A 19,073-nucleotide genomic window follows, 5' to 3' on the forward strand; every position below is an offset into this window, starting at 1 on the left:
TGATCAATTCAAGCAAGCGGCCTTCTCACTCCGCCTTGATGTTCGCCGCGGCCACGACCTCGGCAAGGTCCTTCGTCTCCTTCGCGATCTTGGTGGCGTAGTCGGCCGGGCTGAGCACGCTGACGACGCCTTGGGAGCCGAGCTTCTCCGCGATCGCCGGATCCTTGGCCGCCGCGACGATTTCCCGGTGCAGCGTCTCGAGGATCGGCGCCGGCGTCGATTTCGGCATGAAGAAGCCGACCCAGAACGAGATGTCGAAGCCGGGATAGCCCGCTTCCGCAACGGTCGGCACGTCAGGCAGCGACGGCAGCCGCTCGGCCGACGACACCGCGAGCGCGCGCAGCTTGCCGGCCTTGACCAGCGGCACGGCGGAGAGCGGATCGAACACCGCCAGCACCTCCTGTGCGAGAATCCCGACCTCGGCGGCCGAGCCGCCGCGATAGGGCACGTGGATCAGCTTGATGCCGGCCTTCTGGCTGAGCAGCTCCATGGCGAGATGGGCGAGGTTGCCGTTGCCGCCCGAGCCGTAGGCCAGCGCACCGGGCGCGGCCCTCGCCGCGGCAACGAGATCGGCCACGGTCTTGATATCGGCCGTCTTGGGATTCTCCGGATTGACCACCAGCACGAGCGGCGCCGACACGACGGTGGTGAGCGGCGCGAAGTCCTTTTCCGGATCGTAGCGGATGTCCTTGAACAGCGTCTTGTTGAGCGTGATGGTGGAGGAGTTGCAGGCGAGCATGGTGTAGCCGTCCGCCTCGGCACGCGCGACGCCTTCGGCCGCGATCATGCCGTTGGCGCCGGCGCGGTTCTCGACCACGAAGGGCTGTCCGAGCTTGCTGCCGAGGCGATCGCCGACGATGCGCGCGACGACATCGACCGGTCCGCCCGCGCTGAAGCCGACCATGACCTTGACCGGCCGCACCGGATATTTCTGCGCCATGGCTTCGGTCGACAGCACAGCAGCGCACAATCCCGCGATGGCGGCGAGCAGGCGGACGGTTCGTTGCATTGGTTCTCTCCCCAGACCTCACCAGCGCCGCTTGTGCAGGCTTGTTGGTGCGACGCATTGGAGGATCATGAATAGCGGTCGTGCCGGATTTCGCAATCGCGTTCGGGCGTCTTCATTCCGCAGCACGGCAGGTACGCACCTCCTCCAAACAAAAAATGCGAAAACAACCCCATGCACAGTAGACGGCCCCAGTCGAAACAAGGGCTTGCGCGGGGCACCCATCTTCGGATGTGACGAAATCGATTTTGACTCGTCGGGCAAAACAGGGGCATAATGGCATCATCGCGATGACCGTGAGCAACCCGGCCTGCCCGGCTATGGGTGCCGGTTTCAATCGCGCATAAGCCTTTCATCGACATCTGAAAATCGAAAACCGCCGCACGGCAGCTGCGCGGGTCGGCCTCGCGCCAGCGAGCCTCCCCGCGCGCCTGCCGTGGGCCCAAGGAGATATCGACATGACGACAGCCCTGACACGCAACGGCACCACGCCCGTCACCAAGCATGACCGCGGCAGGCCGAGCCCACGGATCAAGCTCACCCCAGAGCACATCGTGATTCAGCATCCCGACGCCGAGGCCGGCGAACGGCTGTTGGGCGAGGCGCTCGGCGCCGTCGACCGCGACGCGCTGCACGGCATCCTCAAGCAATTGATGAAAGCCAGCGTGATCCTGCAGAAGCCCGACGAGGCCAATCTCGCCTTCATGGTCTCGATGATGAAGAGCATCGCGCCCAGGGATTCGCTCGAGGCCATGCTGACGGCGCAGATGGTGTCGGTTCACGTCGCCACCATGCGCTCGGCCTGCCGCCTCGCCTTCACCGAGGACCTCGCGCAGCAGGAAGGCGTCGCGCGCACGATGACCCGGCTGGCCCGCACCTTCGCCGCCCAGATCGAGGCCCTCAACCGCCACCGCGGCAACGGCGAACGTCCGATCACGGTGCAGAATCTGTCGGTGCAGGATGGCGGCAGGGCAATCGTGGGGAATGTCGCGCAGCATGCGCACCTGACGGTCGGCGAGCCGGGCAGCGCGACAGACGCGGGACTGGTCCCGTCTCGCGACGCCGGCGACCCCGAGCCCAACCTGGCCGAAGTGTTACAGGGCACCACCGCGTGAGCGCCGATCGTATCCGCAACACGCGCGCGATGGCGGCGAGCCCGCGCTGCGGCGCCAGCACGCGCGGCGGCCTCGCCTGCCGCGCGCCGGCCGTGCGCGGCAAGCCGCGCTGCCGCATGCACGGTGGCGCCCCGGGATCGGGCGCGCCATGGGGCAATCGCAACGCGTACAAGCACGGCGCCTTCACGCAGGAGCGGATCGCGGAGCGACGGGCGATCCGGAAGCTACTCGAAGAGGCGGGGAAGCTTCTAGGGGAGTTGGACTCGAGTTAACGGAAAGCAGGGCCAGAGCGGAAGCGTTCAGGCACCCGTTTTGTTTCGCAAAGAGATGTAGGACGGTGCCGCAACGTTCTTGCCGTCACCAATTCCGGGACGCGTTCGCCCTCACGAAACAATGCAATCGAGGCTTGGTCACGCCATCGGCTGGCCGCCGAAAGACTAGGGCGGCGCGTTCGTTGGATTGGCAGCAGAAATCTGCAGCCCTGCCTCCTCCAGCGCCTGGGTAATCTGCTTCGCCAGCAGCTTGGCCTCTTCGGTCCCGATCTGGGCGTCGGGATGTCCTTTGAAGAACGCGCAAATGGTCGTGGCGATGATGGTATTCACCTGGTGCAAATCATCCATTTGATACACACGAAGTCGCCAACTGCTTCACCCAGATGGGTGGCGCGTCGGCCCGCATGAGAACGATCAACGCAAGCCAAAAAACGACAGAATGGCCGCGATCACGACTATGAGTCCTATGAGGTAAATCAGGCCGTTCATCTCAGTTCTCCTTTTCGACGGGATGATTGAGTCTATCCGGGGATCATGTGTCCGCCCTTGGTGCTGCACTGCTCAACGAGCTCGAGCTTTTCGAGCTGAACTTCCTTCTCGATGGCCGCCAGAGAGTTACCGATCTTATCGACGATCCTGACCAGATCGGCATCGGAGATCTTGAGGCGCTTGCGAACGGACTTGACCTGCTTCGCATTCGCAAGATCAAGCGTTGTGCGAATGACCCGTGGCGGTCTTGAGCGCAGCATGAGAAGGTCTCCTGACCAAGCTAAGAGCGACAACGTCGCTTTTGTTCCGATTATTCCCGGGCCGCGCGGCCCTGAATCACGAATGAGCGAAACAGCGACGGTCACCGTCACACCGGCCGCGTCGGAAGCTGGGTGCCCGCAAGCAGAAGTTGATCCTCCCGACTGTGCCCTCGGTCTTTGCATTGCGGGACATTTGCGCGCGGAGATCGACCGCGGCAGTTTCGGATGGTCGCCTCATCCTCGCGGCGCCGTCGCCGCGCCTCGAACGGTTTCGAAATTGGCGCGCTGCAACGCGGCTCGTCGGTCCGCGATGGCATTGCTCAACAGCCCGAGCACCAGAGCAAATGCCGCGAGTTCGTCTTGCTCGATAGCGCCGTCATCGTAGCATTCGAGCGTTTCACCGATGAGGGCGTCGGCCTCGCGCTGTGGTCTTGACAGCGGTCTCGGCGGCTTCAACCGGGAATTCGTCCGGATGGATTGCGGGCTTTCTCATTAGCTCTCCTTTCCCAACGCTGCTTGACCTCAAGACTTCCTCCTGCGTCCTCCCTAAACCCCGCTCAATCCGACGCCATCCTCGCCGAATCCGCCCGGCTGGTGCGGCCGCCCTCGCCGGTATCCAGGCGATAGAGCGCGGCGGAGCCGACAGCGAGGACGAGCGCGATGACGAGGATCGCGACTGCGTTCATGCGGCTCAACGAAGCCTCCTTCAGCTCACGGATGCTGCTCCTCAATCAGTCGCACGCACGCCGGGTTCCGTGAAATTTCCATGACCTTGCAAATCTCGCGCGCGCGTTCCCATTGAAATGCTCGGGGCGCCGGAACTTCCCGCGGTAACCCACTTTGAACTGGCTAAACGGACGCGTTCGCGATGAGCACTGAAACGGAACTGAAATTCCGCATTGCGCCAGGAAAATTGTCGTCATTGCTGCGGAAGAGTGGCTTGACCGGACGGCGCGGCGACCAGACCGAGCAAACGCTCGTGTCGACCTATTACGATACGAACAAGCATAGGCTCAGACGTCATGGCCTGACGCTGCGCGTCCGCAAGATCGAGGATCGTTATGTGCAGACCGTGAAAGCGGGCGGCACGGGCGGCGTGACGCGGGGCGAATGGGAGCGCGAGGTTTCCGGTGCAATCCCCGATCTCGAGAAGGCGAAGGATACGCCGCTCCAGGAGCTTGCCACGCGAAAGCTTCGCCACAAGCTTGCCCCTGTGTTCCAGACCGACATTCATCGCGTGGCGCAAGCGCGGCGCGTACGCAGGAGCCAGATCGAGCTTGCGGTCGACCGTGGCCGCATCAGCGCCGGGCGGCGGTCGCGGCCCGTTGCCGAGCTGGAGCTGGAACTGAAGTCCGGACACGTTGCAGACCTGTTCCGCCTTGCCCGCGAGCTCGAGCGCAAAGCGGGGGCCGAGCTCGATCTGCGCTCCAAGGCCGAGCAAGGATATCTGCTGGTCTCGGGAAGCGGCGGCGGCGCCCAAGGCGCCGAATCGATCGCGCTGAAGGCGGGGCTGTCACCGCGCGAGGCGTTCCGCCTCATCGCGCATTCGACGCTACGTCAGATCACGTCCAACGCCGATCCGGTACGCGACAGGAACGCCGAGGGGGTCCATCAGATGCGCGTCGGCCTGCGACGCCTGCGTGCGGCCATCTCGCTGTTCGCCGATCTTCTGCCGCGCGCGAGCACCGCACGGATCAAGACCGAGCTGAAATGGCTCACGGGCGAGCTGGCGCCAGCGCGTGAGATCGACGTGTTCCTGAACGAGAGCATTCGGCCGATCACCGAGCAGGGCGTGCCGCGACGCGGCGCCCGCGCGATCCGCAAGCGGTTCTCCCGGCAACGGATGGCGGCATTCGAGCGCGCACGCGCGGCGGTCATGTCGGCGCGTTACCGCCGCCTGCTGATCGACGTGATCGAATGGATTGAAGGACGGCCTCGCGTCCATGACGGTCGGAATGACGAACGCACGATCGCCGCCTACGCCGCGGAGCTGCTCGATCGGCGCATCCGGAAGGCGCGCAAGCAGGGCAAGCGGCTGAGCGATCTCGAACCGATGCAGCGCCACAAGCTGCGGATCAGGATCAAGAAGATTCGCTATGCCGTCGAATTCTTCGAAAGCCTCTACAGCGATAGCCAGCAGAAGGAGCTTGCAGAGCTTTCCGACCGCCTCAAGCAGATCCAATCCGCGCTGGGATCGTTGAACGACTTCATGGCGCACCGCGAGCTGGCGACGGAGGCCGCGCTGACGGCGCCGCCTGCGCATCGCCGCGCCCAGGCCTTTGCCTCGGGCGTCATCGTCGGTCAGGAGCGCAAGGCAGCCGATGGTCTGATGCAGGTTGCGGCGAAGGAACTGCATCGCTTGCGCCGGCTGCGTATTGTACCGGATGCGCGGGCATAGGAGAACCGACATGGGACACGATGTCGCCCGGGTCGGCAATTTGGGTGGCGCGCCGTGACAACGAACGTCGATACGTTTGTACGGATCTAACACGGCTCCCCGGCCGACGATCAGCGCCACGCAATCCGGAATGAGGGGGCTGCCCGGCCCGCCATTGGCAGCGGACTTGCGATCGTGTAACCGCAGCACAAAGCTTGCCGGGACGAACGCTCATGACGACGGCTGCCACGAACGAGGCGGGAGATGGCACTCGCGCGCTGATCTTTGCGCTGCTTGCGCTCGCTTGCGGCCACATGCTCTCGACCTTGCTGCGCACCATTCCGGCCGTGAGCCTCGATCTGATGGCGGCGGATTTCCATCTCGAGCCGCAGGCCCTCGCCAGCCTCACCTCGATCTATCCTTTCGCCTTTGCGGCGGCGCAGATCCCGGTCGGGGCGGCAATGGATCGCTTCGGCGTGCGGCCGGTGTCGCTGAGCCTGCTCGCGGGGACCGTGTTCGGCGCCGTCGCATCGGGATTTGCCACCGGCCCTGCGAGCTTTGCCGTCGGTCAGTTCATGCTGGGCGTTGCCACCTCGGGCATGCTGATGTGCCCGATGACGCTGGCGGCCAAGCAATTGTCGGCGGCCCGCTTCGGGCTGTGGTCGGGCGCGATCCTCTCGATCGGCAATATCGGCATGCTGCTGTCGTCGAGCCCGCTCGCTTTCGTGGTGGACGCTTACGGCTGGCGCGCCGGATTCTGGATGTCCGCGATCGGCGGAATCGCGGTGGCGCTTGCGGTGTTCGCGCTGGTCCCACACCAGCCGGCCGAGCACAAGGACGAGTCCTCGCCGCTGACGCAAATGATCGAGGTGCTCAGGCTCGGCCTCTCGCGTCCCTTGCGCGGGCTGATCGCGCTGGCGCTGGTGTCGCTGGCGACCTCGCTGGTGCTGCGCGGCCTGTGGGGCGGGCCGTGGCTGATGGACGTCAAGGGACTCTCGCGGGTCGAGGCCGGCAACCAGCTCGGCGCGTTCACGCTGGCGATGATCGCGGGTCCCCTGTGCATCGGCATGATCGACCGCAGGCTCGGCCGCCGCCGCGATCTGGTGGCGGGCTCGCATATGGCCGGGGCGGTGCTGCTCGCGCTGATGGCGCTCGGGGCACCATATTATGCGGTCTCCGTCCTGTTCGGCGTTCCCGTGATGCCGCCGCAATACGACCTCGTGCTGTTCGTGCTGATCGGGCTTGCGACCTCCGCCCAGCCGCTGCTGTTCGGCATGTCCCGCCAGCTCGTCGATGCGCAAGTGGCGGGAAAGGCGCTGGCGGCGATCAACCTCGCTTTCTTCCTCGGCGCGGCCTTGATGCAGTCGGTGACGGGCGCGGTGGCAGCGTTCGCGGGATTACCGGCCGTGCTGCTATTCATGGCTGCCATGCTGGCACTCGGCGTGCTGATCTTTTTGACTTACACCTCGTCGCATTCATAAGGTGCGGGGCCGGTTTGCCAAAGGAAGAATCATGCCCGTCGATACCAAAGCCGCCACCGATCGCCTCATGCGTTTCCTCGCCGTCGAGGGCGTGACCGGACAGGAGGCGGCGATCGGGCGTGAGCTCACAGCCGCGCTGAAGGAAGCCGACGTGCCGGCAAAGGCGATCCGGCTCGACGACGCCAACACCCGCATTCCCGTGCCGACCGAGACCGGCAATCTCATCGTCGACCTGCCCGGCCGCGGCGCGCTGCACAACCAGCCGCGCATCATGTTCATGACCCACATGGACACCGTGCCGCTCTGCGCCGGCGCCAAGCCGAAGAAATCCGGGCGCAAGATCGTCAACGAAGCAAGGACCGCGCTCGGCGGCGACAACCGCTGCGGCTGCGGCGTGCTGGTGACCTTGGCCGCCGAGCTCGCCAGGCAGAAGCTCGATCATCCCCCGATCACGCTGTTGTTCTGCGTCCGCGAGGAGAGCGGGCTCTACGGCGCGCGCCACGTCAAGCTGGACGAGCTCGGCTCGCCGGTGATGGCCTTCAACTATGACGGCGGCTCGGCCTCCAACGTCGTCATCGGCGCGGTCGGTGCCGACCGCTGGACCGTCGAGATCTTCGGCCGGGCCTCGCATGCCGGCGTCGCGCCGGAACGCGGCATCTCCTCGACCATGATCATGGCGCTGGCGCTCGCCGACGTGAAGGCGGGCGGCTGGTTCGGCAAGGTGGTGAAGGGCAAGCGGCAAGGCACCAGCAATGTCGGCCCGGTCACCGGCGGCGAGGGCCGCCCCGCGGGCGATGCCACCAACGTCGTCACCGATTACGTCCATGTGCGCGGCGAGAGCCGCAGCCATGACGGCAAATTCTTCAAGGAGATCACCAAGGCCTACAAGGCCGCGTTCGAGAAAGCGGCCAAGAAGGTGACGAATGCGCAGGGCAAGTCCGGCAAGGTCAAGTTCAAGGCCGAGACCGACTATTATCCATTCCGCATGAAGGACAGCCAGCCCGTCATCAAGCGCGCGGTCGAGGCCGTGACCGCCGTCGGCGGAACTCCGAACGTCCGCACCGCCAATGGCGGCCTCGACGCCAACTGGATGGTCCGTCACGGCATTCCGACCGTGACCTTCGGCGCCGGCCAGAACGAGGCACACACGGTCGACGAATGGATCAATCTCGACGAATATGACCGCGCCTGCGCGCTGGCGGTGCAACTCGCAACGATGCGGTGAGATAGATTTGTAGGGTGGGTTAGCCCCGCGACTGCGCGAAGCGCAGTTCGCGCGGCGTAACCCACCATTTCTGCCGCCGCGGAGATTAAAGAGGTGGGTTACGCGAGCGGACTGCGCTTCGCTCAGCCGCTCGCTAACCCACCCTACGAAATAAAAAGAAAAAGGGAGGTCGCATGCCGCTTATCGCAAACATCGAGACCGGACTCTACCGGATTCCCCTCCCCGTCACGCTGTCCGACTCCACCCATGGCGAGATCGCGGCGTTCGAGCTGATCACCTGCCGCATCCGCGATGCCGACGGCGCCGAAGGCGTCGGCTACACCTACACCGTGGGCCGTAATGGCGGCGCTGTCGCCGACATTCTCAGGCGCGAGATCCCCGCGCTGGTCGAGGGCCGCGAGGCCGACGATACCGAGGCAATCTGGCAGCAGGTCTGGTGGGCGCTGCACTATGGCGGGCGCGGCGGGCCGGTGGTGCTGGCGCTCTCCGCGCTCGACATCGCGCTGTGGGACCTGAAGGCGCGGCGCGCCAAGCTGCCGCTGTATCAATTGCTCGGCGGCTTTGATGCACGTGTGCCGTGCTATGCCGGCGGCATCGATCTCGATCTCTCCGTCGATGCACTGCTCAAGCAGACCGACGGCAATCTCGCCAAGGGATTCCGCGCCATCAAGATGAAGGTCGGCCGGCCCGACCTGAAAGCCGACGTCGCCAAGGTCTCCGCGATGCGACAGCATCTCGGCGACGGCTTTCCGCTGATGGCGGATGCCAACATGAAGTGGACGGTGGAGGAGGCGATCCGCGCCGCGCGCGCGTTCGTTCCCTATGACCTCACCTGGCTCGAGGAGCCGATCATCCCCGACGACGTCGCGGGGCACGTGCGCATCATGCAGGCCGGCGGCGTGCCGATCGCGGCGGGCGAGAATTTGCGCTCGCTGTGGGAGTTCAAGAGCTACATCGCCAGTGGCGCGGTGTCCTATCCCGAGCCCGACGTCACCAATTGCGGCGGCGTTTCCGCCTTCATGAAGATCGCGCGGCTGGCGGAAGCGTTCAACCTGCCCGTCACCAGCCACGGCGCCCACGACATCACCGTGCATCTGCTCGCGGCCTGCCCGAACCGCACCTATCTGGAGGCGCACGGATTCGGGCTCGACAAGTACATCGAGCATCCGCTGGTGCTCGAGGACGGCAAAGCGCTGGCGCCGGCCCGGCCCGGGCATGGGATCAGCTTCGACTGGGCGGGGCTGGCGAAGCTGCCGGCGTAGAGAGATGCGACAACAAGTGAGGCGCGCCCCCTCTCCCGCTTGCGGGAGAGGGTTGGGGAGAGGGTGTCTCCGCAGTGAGACTCCCAATGACGATCCAGCCCTCTCCCGGCCTCTCCCGCAAGCGGGAGAGGTGAAGTGGAGCGCACGGCACGGTTGGTGCCCCAGCCATCGCCGATCTCATTGCTGCACGCGAGCCATTCCAAGGCGCTTGATGCATGGCGCGGATAATCCGCTATTGTGCCGGCAACCTACATTTTGCGAGAGATCGTTGCCTTGACACCCGAGCTGCACCAGAAACTGACCGCGTGGCGCCGGCATCTGCATGCCCACCCGGAACTCTCGCTCCAGGAAAGCGCCACCGCCGCCTTCGTGCAGGACAGGCTCACCGAGCTCGGCATTCCGTTCGAGGCTGGCATCGGCGGCCACGGCATCGTCGCGACCCTGACGCGCGGGCATGCGCAGAGCCGCGTCGGCTTGCGTGCCGACATGGACGCGCTGCCGATCACCGAGGACACCGGCCTGCCCTATGCTTCAAAGACTCCCGGCGTGATGCATGCCTGCGGCCATGACGGCCACACCGCCTCGCTGCTCGGCGCCGCCGCGCTGCTTGCCACTGACACCAGCTGGAGCGGCACGGTCGATTTCATCTTCCAGCCGGCCGAGGAAGGCTTTGGCGGCTCGCGCGCGATGGTCGCCGCCGGGCTGTTCGACCGCTTTCCGATGCAGCGGGTGTTCGGCTTTCACAATTGGCCGGGCCTTGCCGCCGGCACCATCGCCGTGCATGACGGCGTCGTCATGGCCTCCGGCGGACGCATCACCATCACCATCGAGGGCCATGCGGGCCACGCCGGCATGCCGCATTTGACGCGCGATCCGGTAATGGCGGCCGGCCATCTGATCGTGGCGCTGCAATCGATCGTGGCGCGCGGCGTCGATCCGCTCGACACCGCCGTGCTGTCGCTCTGCACCATCGAAGGCGGCACCGCGCCGAACCAGATCGCGGGACGCGTCACCATCCGCGGCACGCTGCGCTACCACCGCGAGGCGGTCAAGGACGTCATCCTTGACGGCATCGAACGCACCTGCGCCGGGATCGCGACGAGCTTCGGCGTCAAGGTCACGCCGGAGATCGTCTGGGGTGTGGGCGTGGTGGTCAACACGCCTGATGAGGCCGACCTCGCGCGCATTGCTGCGGAAAAGGTGCGGGCGCCGGTGCGGCGCGACCTCGCGCCCAGCATGGCCGGCGAGGATTTTGCCCATTATCTCCAGCAGCGGCCGGGCGCCTTCGTCTGGATCGGCAACGGCGAGTTGCGCGACGGCGCCGAGCTGCACGGCCCGCGCTACGATTTCAACGACGCGATCCTACCCGTGGCGTCAAGCTGGATGGCCGAGGTGGCCAAGGCGGCGCTGGCGTCGAACTGATCCACGCGCGCCCGCCACGCCGACAGCAACATATCTCGCGCACGAACGTTTGCCTCCAGCAAGGCGCGGCTTCCCGCCGCGCCCAAGGGATGGCAGATCGATGGCGCGCGTTCTGATCGGAACTTCGGGCTGGCATTACGATTCCTGGCGCGGCCCGTTCTTTCCCGAGGGCGTGACGCTGAAGCAGCAGCTGCGCTACTACGCCGGACAGTTCGACACCACGGAGCTGAACGGCGTGTTCTACCGCACGCCGACGCCCGAAGCGGTGACGGGCTGGCGCGAGCAGACCGGGCGCGATTTCATCTTCGCCTGGAAGGCATCGAAATTCATCACGCATTGGAAGCGCCTGTCGGAGCGCTCCGTCAACAGCCTCGAGCTGCTGGAAGACCGCATCTCGCGGCTCGGCGGCAAGGCCGGCCCGATCCTGTTCCAGCTGCCGCCGCAATTCGAGGCGAACCCCGATCGGCTTGCATCCTTCTTCAAGCTGCTGTCGCGGAAACGGCGTTACAGCTTCGAATTCCGTCATCCGAGCTGGTATCAGCCGCGCATCCTGCGCATGCTGGCCGACGAGAACATCTCGCTCTGCCTGTCCGACCATCACGATGCGCCGGCGCCGTGGAAGCGCACGGCAGATTTCGTCTATGTGCGCGGGCACGGGCCGAGCGGGCGCTATCACGGGCACTATACCAAGGCCGCGCTGGCGCAATGGGCCAAGCGCATCAAGTCCTGGAAGCGGCAGGGCTGCGACGTCTATGTCTATTTCGACAATGACCAGAAGAGCGCCGCCCCCGCCGACGCGCTGGCGTTGAAGCAATTGCTGTGAGCCTAGACGATGCCGCCTTGCCGAAGCGCGGCGATCGCGGCCTCGTCATAGCCGAGCTCTTTGAGGACGAGATCGGTGTGCTCGCCGAGCGTCGGCGGGCGGCTTGCGATTTCACCGGGCGTTTCCGAGAGCCGGACCGCGGCCCGTGTCACCGGTGCCGGCTTCGGCAGGCCGGGATAGTCGACGTCCTGCATGAACCCGGCCGCACGGATATGCGGATGATCCAGCGCCTGTTGCGGCGAGAGCACCGGGCCGGTCGGAATCATGGCCTGGCCCAGCGTATCGACGGCCTCCTGCGTGGTGCGCTCGGCGCACCAGCGCGCCATCCGCTCGCTGATGACGGCGCCGTTGTTGCCGCGGCTGATGTCGTCGGCAAAGCGGGGATCGTTCAGCCATACGTCCTCCTCGCCCATCAGCCGCGCCCAGCGCTTGAACAGCGGATGTCCCGTGACCTGGCACAGCACCCAGCCGTCCCTGGTGCGGTAGATGTCGGCGGGAGCCGCGGTCTGGCCGAGATTGCCGGTCGGCACGCGATTGACGTTGATGACGGCCTGCTCGATCAGCGTGGCGTTGGTGAAGGACAAGGCGGTTGCGAGCAGCGCGCCCTCCACGATCTGCCCGCGCCCGGACTTGCCGCGCTCGATCAGGGCGGCGAGCGTGCCGAACGCGCAATGCAGCGCGGTGCCGAAATCGACCCAGTTCACCGCGGCGCGGTACGGCGGATCGCCTGCGCCCGTCATGTACACCGACCCCGACATCACCTGCCCGACACCGTCGAAGCCGACGCGGTCGGACCACGGGCCCGGTCCGCCGAACGCGGTCGCCGTGGTCAGGATGATGTCGGGCTTGATCGCCTTCAGGGACTCGTAGTCGAGCTTCATCGCGCGCAGGGTCTGCGGCGGCAGATTGGCGACGACGACGTCCGCTCTCGCCACCAGGCGGCGCATCACCTCCTGCCCTTCCGGCTTCATCGGGTCGAGCGTGATGCACTTCTTGTTGCGGTTGACCTGGAGAAACAGCGCGCCTTCGCCATTCTCGCCGACCGGCGCCACGAAGCGATCCTCGCTGCCGTCGCGCTTCTCGACGCGAATGACCTCGGCGCCGAATTCGGCGAGCAGCGTCGCGCAATAGGGTCCCGCGATATAGCGCCCGAAATCGAGCACACGCACGCCCTCCAAGACTCCTGCCATCGATCCCTTCCCTGTTGCTTGTTGCAGATTACAGGGAAAGGCTGCGAGGGCAAGTTTCGAAGCGGAATGCACATGCGGCTTTCATCATCGCATCGCGAACAGCTCCTGATGCCCGTCAGCGTGCGGCACGGCGATCGCCTATGCCGCCACGGCCTCGTAGATATCCTCCTCCTGGGCCGTGTGCATGCGCACCAGCGTTTCGATCGCCTCGATCACGCGCTGAGCGTCTCGAACAAGGTAGCGGTCGATCTTCTCCGACGGCAGATCCTCCGCGATCCGGGCCAGTAGCCGCGCGAGATGCAGTATCTCGCGATGCGCACGGCTCATGGCAGAGAGCCCGTGACGGTCGCGCAGCACCTCCGTGAGCTTCGGATAGACGCTGTCTTCATCCTCGCGTTCGTGCAGCACGACGCTGCCCTGGACCAGGCGGTGGGCCTCGCCGATCAAGGCAGCGACGGATTCGGGGGCCGCATCATCCAGGGCATCGACGATCTGACGCAAGCGGTCGAGATCCCTGAGCAGGGCCTGATGATCGTGATGCAATGTCAGCCCCTGCTCCGCGCTGAGGCGCGGACCAGTCCTGACCAGGGGCGGATTGAGCGCTCGCAGCGCGTTCAGAATGACGGCAACATCGATCACCTCCTGGACGATCGCGGCGGGTACGGGATCGAGCCAGCCGAGGCTGGCAGCGACCATTGCCGCCAACGACAATCCCATTCCGACGAAGATGCTCTGAAGGGCGATGCGCCGCGACCGCTGCGCGATGACGATCGCTTCGCCGACCCGATCCAGCCGATCCGTGAGAATCACCACGTCTGCCGCTTCGGAGCAGGCGCTTGCACCGCGTGCGCCGAGCGCGACCCCGGTGTCGGCCACGGCCAGCGCCGGGGCGTCATTGATGCCGTCGCCGACCATGATGGTCGGATGCAGCCGCTGTTCGCTACGCACAGCCTCGACCTTGTCCGAGGGAACGCGATCGGCCAGCACGGCATCGAGGTCGAGCGCGGCCCCGATAGCCTGCGCCGCGGCGGCGCGATCACCCGTGACCATCACCATGCGCACGATGCCGGCATCGCGCAGCAGCCTGATCGCTCGTGGTGTATCGGCTCGCAATTCGTCGGCCAGCAGCAACGCGCCGATGAGACGGCCGTCCACCGCGACAAAGACGATCAGCGCCGAGCGCCACGAGGCACGACGAATTGCCCGCAACTCCCATGGCGATAGCTCGGCACGCGAGAGAACCATCTCTCGCGAGCCCGCCATAACCTGGCGTCCGTCGATCTGGCCGCTAAGGCCGGAACCCATGGTCTCCTTGACATGATCCGGCGGCTTCAGCTTGAGCCCTCGGGCGAGGGCCGCAGCGACGACGGCCTTCGCAAGCACGTGATGCGAAGCCTGCTCTAGCGACGCCCCGAGCGCGAGCACCTCATCCGGATCCTCGCCCGGCGCGACTTCGACGGACAATAACCGCGCCCCGCCTACGGTCAGCGTCCCGGTCTTGTCGAATAGCACCGTGTGCGCACGGGCCAACGCCTCCAGCGCCCTCCCGCCCTTGACCAGGATGCCGCGGCGGGCCGCCTGCGCCACCCCGGCGATAAAGGCCACGGGTGCGGCCAGAATCAAGGGGCAAGGCGTCGCCGCCACCAGCACGGCAAGGCTGCGGGTCACGTCGCCGGAGACGTACCATGCCACAAAGGCGATGACGAGTGTCACCGGCAGAAAGATCAGCGCATACCGATCGGCCAACCGCACAAAGGGCGCTCTCGCCGTTTGCGCCGCAGTCACCATGCGCACGATGCCCGCGTAGGTACTCTCGCTGGCCGGCGCGGTCGCGGTCAGCTGGAAGGTCTCACCCGCATTCAGAGAGCCGGAGAGAACGGCGCTTCCGCGTGTCTTCTCCACCGGAATCGGTTCGCCGGTAACCGCAGACTCGTCGATCGTGGCAAAAGCCGACGCAACGACACCGTCGACCGGCACGACCTCGCCGGCCTGCACCAGAAGCTCTTCGCCGACCGCGACGTCCTCGATCGGAACATCCTCTATCCGGTCGCAGGATTTGCGATGGACCTGCCGCGGCGCCCGATCAACCAGGGATCGCAGATCATGCTCCGCCCGTGCGATCGCGATCTCCTCCAGCACGTTGCCACCGGAGTACATCAGCGCGACCACAGCCCCTGCGAGCGGCTGCCCGAGCGCCAACGCCGCGCTCATCGAGAGCAGAGCGATCGCGTCCACTCCGACGCGGCCTCTCAGCAGATCCTGGATGATCGAGACCGCCAATCCGGCAATCACGGGCGCGGTGCCGAGCGACCACGCGACCTCGGCCAGATCGGGTCGGCCCGCGGCCCGCGCGAGAATGCCGGCAGTCAACCCGGCGATTGCGATCGCAACCAGAGCCCAGCGCAGGACCCGATCAAACGACATGGTCTGGCGCGCCTGCCCTTCGGTTCGGCTCACTGCTGTGGCGCGACGTGGCTCTTGTTCCTGTGCATGAACGCCATCATCTCCTCAAACGTGAGCTTTCCGTCCTTGTCGCGGTCCATTGCCTTGAAAATTCGCTCGTGGGCGACCTGAAACTCCGGCAACGAGACGTTCCCGTCGCCATCGGCATCCATCAGCGCGAAGATGATGCGGAAGACGACCGGCGAGTGCCCGGCATCGCCGCCTGTCGAGCCGTGCCCCTTCATTCCTTGTCCCATCATTCCGCGCCCCATCATTCCCATCATTTCTCCGCCGCGCGTCGAGCCTTGCCGCTCGGCGGACGGGTTTGCGGGAGAACTCGACTGCGGCGACGCCGGCGCCTGGTCCTGTCCTGGATGATGGCTCTGATGGTCCGCTGGCGATTGAGCCAGAGCTGGCTGGCTCAGGACGGCGAACAGCAACGCTGCGGCAACGGTTCGGCCTACCATGGGGCTTCCTCCGACCTTGGTGTGGCCTGAGAGGATGGCGAACTTCGCCGAGCTCACCTTGAGCCAAGTCAAGAAGAGGCGCCCCCGTGGCTTTTCGACGCGAGCGACCCCGGCGCCGCATTCAGCCGGCGAGATCGCGCGACAGGAACCCGGCGCCGCCGGCGGCTTCGTACGAGCCTCGATGCGGCCGGCGTCCGCGACCTAACCGCCGCCCCTGCGGGCGCAACCGATCGCCTCGGTCAGCACCTTGCGGTCGCCGATGTGATTGGCGAGCAACAGGATCAGCCGGGCGTTCATGCGCAGCGCCTGCTCCTCGTCGAGGTCACGCTGACTGTTGATCAGTTCGGCGTAGAAATCGTCGGGGTCAGCGATGTTCGGTGACAGATTGAGCATCATGCCGCAAGCTCCGTCCGGTCGGCGGTGTCGTGGCCGGCGGCGCGCAGCACCGCCTGGGTGATCTTGGCCTCGTCGAATCCGCTCCAGCGCGCGGCGACATATTGATCGGGGCGGAACAAATAGGTGGTCCCGGGCGCAGCGCCGTAGCGCTCGGCAAGAAGACCTGTGGGATCTTCGATGTCGCGACCGACGAGAATGAGCTTCGCCGTGAACGGCCCCACCGCAATCTCGGTCTTGTCGCTCCCCTTGCCGAAGGCCACGACCGTGAAGCCGTCACCGAGACAATGCAGGAACCAGGCCGGCTTGCCGTCCACCGCGATCGGCGCATCCGCCGCATTCGTGCCGGGCCGCATGCCTCCCGGCACCGCGTCCTGGTCGGGCGTGTTGAGCGCCGACGTCAGGTAAGGGGTCGGGGTCGAGAGCCGGCCGCTGTTGACCAGCGGTCGGGCAAAGCCGTGATGCCGGGCGAGCTCCAGCACCGCGTCACGGAAATAGCGGCTCGGTTTGGTCTTCGGGGTGATGAAGTCGGTGGCCCGCGTCGAGTTCAGGATGTTGTCGTCCGCGGCATAGGCACGCTCCTCGTGATAGCTGTCGAGCAGCGCTTCCGAGGCTTCGCCGCGCAGCACCATCGCGAGCTTCCAGGCGAGATTGTCGATGTCCTGCACGCCGGTATTGGCGCCGCGTGCGCCGAACGGCGAGACCTGATGCGCGGCGTCGCCGGCGAACAGCACCCTACCTTGCCGGAAATTGTCGATGCGCCGGCAGGCGAACTGATAGATCGAAACCCATTCGAGCGCGAACTCGGTGTCCTCGCCGAGCATGGCGCGGATGCGCGGGATCACCCGCTCGGGCCGCTTTTCCTCATCGGGATTGGCCTCCCAGCCGAGCTGGAAGTCGATGCGCCAGATATTGTCCGCCTGCCGGTGCAGCAGCACGGACTGGCCGGGGTGGAACGGCGGGTCGAACCAGAACCAGCGCTCGGTCGGGAAATCCGCCTTCATGGCGACGTCGGCGATCAGGAAGCGGTCCTGGAAGAACTGTCCGGTGAACTCGGCGCCCACCATCTTGCGCACGTCGGAATTGGCGCCGTCACAGGCGATCACCCATTGCGCCTCCATGGTGAAGATGCCGTCGGGCGTTTCCACCGCCAAGGTCGCATGGTCGGCGGCCTGCTTGAGGCTGATGAGACGGTGCTTCCAGCGCAGCTCGATCAGTGGATTGCCCCTGCATTGGGCGACCAGCATCTCCTCCAGATGATATTGCTGCAGGTTGATCATGGCCGGCCATTGGTGGTCGGCCTCCGGCAGCAGATCGAACTGGTAGGACAGCTCGTCCCGAAAGAACACCTTCCCGACATTCCAGCTGACGCCGCGCCCGACCATGGGCGCCGCGCAGCCGAGGCGGTCCCATATTTCGAGCGGACGCTTGGCGTAGCAGACCGCGCGCGAGCCAATCGAGACGGTGTCGTTGTCGTCGAGCACCACGACCGGCTGGCCGCGTGCCGCGCAATCGAGCGCCGCGGTCAAGCCGATGGGACCTGCGCCGATCACCACGATCGGGTGCCGCTTCACAATTCCCTCGGCCTGCTCCTGGCAGCGCCGATAACCGAACTTCGGATAGATGTAGCTCGTCATGTTCGCTTCCTGATGCACGGCCAGAGATCAATGCGCGTCCGCGAATTCCTTCTCGTGCATCCAGGCGGTGTGGCGCGGCGGACGCTTGGTGCGCGACCATTCCTCGACCATCTCGTGGGCGACCGACTTCATGCGATCGATCTGCTCGGGTGTCGCGGTCCAGGCCGCGACCTCCAGGCGATGACCGCTGGGGTCGCGGAAATAGATCGACTTGAAGATGGCGTGGTCGGTGACGCCGACGACCTCGAGGCCGGCGGCCTCTGCGCGCGCCTTGGCCTCATCGAGCTCGGCGAGATCCTTGACCTGGAAGGCGATGTGCTGGGTCCAGTCCGGCGTGTTGGGATCGCGTCCCATCGGCGGCGAGTTCGGCAGCTCGAAGAAGGCGAGGATGTTGCCGTTCCCGGCATCGAGGAAGATGTGCATGTAGGGATCCGGTGCCTTGGTCGACGGCACCCGGTCCTCGGCGATGGCGCCGAGAAGATCCATGTTCATGACCTTCTTGTAGAACTCGACGGTGGCCTTGGCGTCGACGCAGCGATAGGCGACGTGATGGATCTTCTCGATTTTCATGATGTCTCGCTCCCTGGATTTGCCGTTGCGAAATTGGTATCAGATGTTACTATTCCCTGGATTTGATCTGGATCAACTGGCTCGGAAGAATCCGCCAGGTGGACCTACGGCGCGGACATGGTGTGATGGGACGTTCGGGGGAGGCGCGAGACCGGGAAGCGACCAAGCGCATGACGCCGCAGGATGGGGGCGAGCTCGACCTGCAGCGATATTTTCCGTACCGGCTGGCGCGGCTCGCCGAACAGGTGTCGCTGGCGGTTGCCGAGGTCTATTCCGAGCGCTTTGCACTGACGCGGCAGGAATGGCGCGTGCTTGCGATCCTCGGCGTACGCCCGCAAATCGCGACCAAGGAGATCGGCCCTCTGACGACGCTCGACAAGATGCAGGTCAGCCGCGCCGTCCAAGGACTTCAGTCGCGCGGCATCGCGAGTCGCAAGCATCATCCAGAAGATCGGCGCGAGCTGATCGTTGCGCTGACCCCGGCCGGCCGCGCGCTCTATCGCAAGATCGTGCCTTTCGCGCTGGCGCGGGAGACCGAGCTGCTCGGCGTGCTGACCGCCGAGGAGGTGAAGGTGCTCGACCGGGTGATGCACAAGCTCTCGGCCGCGTTGAGCTAGGCCGCGTACTCATTGCGCGGCTGGC

Annotated in this window: 20 protein-coding genes; 9 read left to right on the plus strand and 11 right to left on the minus strand. The window is 65.7% G+C overall.

From position 1 onward, the window contains the following. Positions 1 to 25: 25 nt before the first annotated feature. Positions 26 to 1,009 carry a Bug family tripartite tricarboxylate transporter substrate binding protein gene (locus D6B98_RS08870; protein ID WP_126256614.1) on the minus strand — a complete coding sequence of 328 codons (984 nt, stop codon included), beginning with the start codon at positions 1,007 to 1,009 and terminating at the stop codon, positions 26 to 28. 455 nt (positions 1,010 to 1,464) lie between these two features. On the opposite strand from D6B98_RS08870, the gene D6B98_RS39760 reads away from it, so the two are divergent. Together D6B98_RS39760 and D6B98_RS08880 are read left to right on the plus strand one after the other, a co-directional pair. Then, the gene (locus D6B98_RS39760; RefSeq protein ID WP_164718477.1) at positions 1,465 to 2,121 is read left to right on the plus strand and encodes a hypothetical protein; all 657 of its coding nucleotides are present in this window, start codon (positions 1,465 to 1,467) and stop codon (positions 2,119 to 2,121) included. After that, positions 2,118 to 2,393, plus strand: coding sequence for an HGGxSTG domain-containing protein (locus tag D6B98_RS08880; protein ID WP_126256615.1), 276 nt, complete (start codon positions 2,118 to 2,120; stop codon positions 2,391 to 2,393). Before D6B98_RS39760 ends, D6B98_RS08880 begins: the two co-directional genes overlap by 4 nt. A gap of 165 nt (positions 2,394 to 2,558) precedes the next feature. On the opposite strand, the gene D6B98_RS08885 is transcribed toward D6B98_RS08880, so the two are convergent. The 4 genes from D6B98_RS08885 to D6B98_RS39765 all read right to left on the minus strand — a co-directional run bounded on the left by D6B98_RS08885 (position 2,559) and on the right by D6B98_RS39765 (position 3,837). Continuing rightward, complete coding sequence (locus D6B98_RS08885; RefSeq protein WP_126256616.1) at positions 2,559 to 2,741, minus strand: hypothetical protein; 183 nt, start codon at positions 2,739 to 2,741, stop codon at positions 2,559 to 2,561. Between the two features lie 173 nt (positions 2,742 to 2,914). After that, on the minus strand, positions 2,915 to 3,253 hold the full coding sequence (locus tag D6B98_RS08890; protein ID WP_126256617.1) for a DUF3606 domain-containing protein: 339 nt from the start codon (positions 3,251 to 3,253) through the stop codon (positions 2,915 to 2,917). A 123-nt stretch (positions 3,254 to 3,376) separates the two neighbouring features. After that, positions 3,377 to 3,598, minus strand: coding sequence for a hypothetical protein (locus D6B98_RS08895; protein ID WP_430644535.1), 222 nt, complete (start codon positions 3,596 to 3,598; stop codon positions 3,377 to 3,379). A gap of 101 nt (positions 3,599 to 3,699) precedes the next feature. Continuing rightward, positions 3,700 to 3,837, minus strand: a complete 138-nt coding sequence (locus D6B98_RS39765; protein ID WP_164718478.1) for a hypothetical protein — start codon at positions 3,835 to 3,837, stop codon at positions 3,700 to 3,702. A gap of 173 nt (positions 3,838 to 4,010) precedes the next feature. Here D6B98_RS39765 and D6B98_RS08900 point away from each other — a divergent pair, with 173 nt between their 5' ends. From D6B98_RS08900 to D6B98_RS08925, 6 genes are all read left to right on the plus strand, one after another. Then, entirely contained in the window at positions 4,011 to 5,540 is a 1,530-nt protein-coding gene (locus tag D6B98_RS08900; RefSeq protein ID WP_126256618.1) for a CYTH and CHAD domain-containing protein, read from the plus strand. Between the two features lie 212 nt (positions 5,541 to 5,752). After that, positions 5,753 to 7,000 (plus strand): MFS transporter, encoded by a 1,248-nt coding sequence (locus D6B98_RS08905; protein ID WP_126256619.1) that lies wholly within the window; start codon positions 5,753 to 5,755, stop codon positions 6,998 to 7,000. Between the two features lie 31 nt (positions 7,001 to 7,031). After that, on the plus strand, positions 7,032 to 8,225 hold the full coding sequence (locus tag D6B98_RS08910) for a M20/M25/M40 family metallo-hydrolase (protein ID WP_126256620.1): 1,194 nt from the start codon (positions 7,032 to 7,034) through the stop codon (positions 8,223 to 8,225). Positions 8,226 to 8,398: 173 nt separating this feature from the next. Continuing rightward, entirely contained in the window at positions 8,399 to 9,487 is a 1,089-nt protein-coding gene (locus tag D6B98_RS08915; RefSeq protein WP_126256621.1) for a mandelate racemase/muconate lactonizing enzyme family protein, read from the plus strand. A gap of 273 nt (positions 9,488 to 9,760) precedes the next feature. Further along, positions 9,761 to 10,909 (plus strand): amidohydrolase, encoded by a 1,149-nt coding sequence (locus D6B98_RS08920; RefSeq protein ID WP_126256622.1) that lies wholly within the window; start codon positions 9,761 to 9,763, stop codon positions 10,907 to 10,909. Between the two features lie 100 nt (positions 10,910 to 11,009). Continuing rightward, positions 11,010 to 11,732, plus strand: a complete 723-nt coding sequence (locus D6B98_RS08925; RefSeq protein WP_126256623.1) for a DUF72 domain-containing protein — start codon at positions 11,010 to 11,012, stop codon at positions 11,730 to 11,732. A 2-nt stretch (positions 11,733 to 11,734) separates the two neighbouring features. Here D6B98_RS08925 and D6B98_RS08930 read toward each other — a convergent pair whose 3' ends face one another. The 6 genes from D6B98_RS08930 to D6B98_RS08955 form a co-directional block, all read right to left on the minus strand. After that, positions 11,735 to 12,922, minus strand: coding sequence for a CaiB/BaiF CoA transferase family protein (locus tag D6B98_RS08930; RefSeq protein ID WP_126256624.1), 1,188 nt, complete (start codon positions 12,920 to 12,922; stop codon positions 11,735 to 11,737). A 138-nt stretch (positions 12,923 to 13,060) separates the two neighbouring features. Then, on the minus strand, positions 13,061 to 15,346 hold the full coding sequence (locus D6B98_RS08935) for a heavy metal translocating P-type ATPase (protein ID WP_126256625.1): 2,286 nt from the start codon (positions 15,344 to 15,346) through the stop codon (positions 13,061 to 13,063). Positions 15,347 to 15,375: 29 nt separating this feature from the next. Further along, a complete protein-coding gene (locus D6B98_RS08940) occupies positions 15,376 to 15,831 on the minus strand; it encodes an EF-hand domain-containing protein (RefSeq protein ID WP_126256626.1) in 456 nt (151 codons plus the stop codon). A gap of 201 nt (positions 15,832 to 16,032) precedes the next feature. Further along, positions 16,033 to 16,227 (minus strand): DUF2783 domain-containing protein, encoded by a 195-nt coding sequence (locus D6B98_RS08945; RefSeq protein WP_100179269.1) that lies wholly within the window; start codon positions 16,225 to 16,227, stop codon positions 16,033 to 16,035. Then, positions 16,224 to 17,861, minus strand: a complete 1,638-nt coding sequence (locus tag D6B98_RS08950; RefSeq protein WP_126256627.1) for an FAD-dependent oxidoreductase — start codon at positions 17,859 to 17,861, stop codon at positions 16,224 to 16,226. The genes D6B98_RS08945 and D6B98_RS08950 overlap by 4 nt, the downstream gene beginning before the upstream one ends. 27 nt (positions 17,862 to 17,888) lie before the next feature. After that, a complete protein-coding gene (locus D6B98_RS08955; RefSeq protein WP_126256628.1) occupies positions 17,889 to 18,431 on the minus strand; it encodes a VOC family protein in 543 nt (180 codons plus the stop codon). Positions 18,432 to 18,601: 170 nt separating this feature from the next. Between D6B98_RS08955 and D6B98_RS08960 the strand changes: the two genes are divergently transcribed. Beyond that, a complete protein-coding gene (locus tag D6B98_RS08960; protein WP_126256767.1) occupies positions 18,602 to 19,048 on the plus strand; it encodes a MarR family winged helix-turn-helix transcriptional regulator in 447 nt (148 codons plus the stop codon). Positions 19,049 to 19,073: the final 25 nt, after the last annotated feature.

The organism is Bradyrhizobium sp. LVM 105 (assembly GCF_003957705.1).
In the GTDB taxonomy this organism is placed as follows: domain Bacteria; phylum Pseudomonadota; class Alphaproteobacteria; order Rhizobiales; family Xanthobacteraceae; genus Bradyrhizobium; species Bradyrhizobium frederickii.